The sequence below is a fragment of the Blastocatellia bacterium genome (assembly GCA_035275065.1).
Lineage (GTDB): Bacteria > Acidobacteriota > Blastocatellia > UBA7656 > UBA7656 > DATENM01.
Genome location: DATENM010000086.1, coordinates 1 through 1,439 on the forward strand (window position 1 = coordinate 1; position 1,439 = coordinate 1,439).

Here is a 1,439-nt window from a genome sequence, read left to right on the forward strand (position 1 = left end):
CCATTCCAAACAGCGCCGCTGCACGCCCTTTGTTGCCTCTGCTCCTGTTCGTCTCGTGACTTGTGCGCTTGCTCACCTCGCCTGCCGCTGGCGCCCTGGCCATTGTCGTTGTCGCCACCTCTCGCTTTGCACCGCAGCAAGTCTTTCGGCTGCCATCCGCTGCCAGATCAGGGACTGCCTCCCGTCAGCCATTGGCTGCTGGTTGTCGTCGAACTCGCCGCTGCGCCTGGTGACTGACACCAGGGATGAGCCGTGCATCAAAGCCCATTGAAGGCAACTCAGGCCATCCGCCAAACGGCACGACTACGCTCGTCAGCGACGGCGGGGAAGGCGCCCAACGCCTGCGTTTACCGGGCCGCCGAACGGCCTCACAGGAATGATAAGAACCTTGCTTCGGCGGCTCCGGTGCAACGCATTGTTATGTGCCGGTTAGGTAGAGCGGGCTTGCATTATCATTGGCTACGAGCCAATCGCAAAACCCTTCAATTTCTGGACCGCCTAAATTGATTGTGTACTGTATACCAAATATAGCAATCACAAAATACATTTCCTGCTGTGGAGTGTAAAGCAGCGTGAATTCATGTGGAATGTCATAGGGCAAACCGGTTTCCTCATCGAGAAACCATTTTCCTTCAGGATAGATTTGACATTCGTGAAATGGCCAATCCACACCTCCCTCGTTAAATCGTGAGTACCGCCTTGCTTCGTCAAGTGCAGAGTTGTTTATGTGGTCCGTTAAGATTCCATCGTTCACGGAAAGCATTCGATGCGCAAGGTATTCAATCCCCATCACCAAAAGAAACCGGGAGAACAGTCGTCGCTCTGGTTTCTCCGCAACTGGGAACACCGCTGTCAATCGATCAAAATTGAGCAGATGTTTAATAAATTGGTCGTTGTCGGATTCGTCAGCCGCCGACAAGTACCATGAGCCATCGCGTGCGATTCCCATTTCCAATGGTAGTGCATCCGGAAACGATAGCATGCTTTGAAAAGGTACACGTTTTCGCTTGCTGGGGATTCCGTTGCGATGGCGAGCCTGCATCAATAAGTCGGAACCCAGAATGGGGCCTTCGATCTTTCGTGCGAAGTAGTTGTTGCAACCATCGCAAACCACGCCTGGCGGCAATATGTGTTCAGTGTTTCCGAGAGATTCGGGAACAATATGTTCGTTGGACGTAAAACTCACCGTCGTCGCTTTGCAAAAGATGCATTGAAATGGTGTGTATGGCATTAGCGCTTCCTTCGTCTTGAGTTTCCGTTAAGGTACATTAGGGATGGATTCGGTTCATTAGGCACATAACGAACACACATCACCGGGCGCGCGAACGGCATAGCGGGAATGATAAGAGTTGCGCTTCGCGCGCTCCGGTGCATGTCGTTGTTAGGCCACTCTCGGATGGCTCTCGCTCTCTATCTCGACTCATCCATTTCAACGCGCT

At 52.6% G+C, this 1,439-nt stretch carries 1 protein-coding gene; it reads right to left on the bottom strand.

Annotated elements, in window-relative coordinates; all coding sequences use genetic code 11:
- Window positions 1-418 precede the first annotated feature (418 nt).
- The gene (locus tag VJ464_20055) at window positions 419-1,231 is read right to left on the bottom strand and encodes an HNH endonuclease (GenBank protein ID HKQ07430.1); all 813 of its coding nucleotides are present in this window, start codon (window positions 1,229-1,231) and stop codon (window positions 419-421) included.
- Window positions 1,232-1,439 lie beyond the last annotated feature (208 nt).

Excerpts from the sequence above, each read along its gene's own strand:
- VJ464_20055 (HKQ07430.1), bottom strand. The coding sequence starts at position 1,231 with ATGCCATACACACCATTTCAATGCATCTTTTGCAAAGCGACGACGGTG.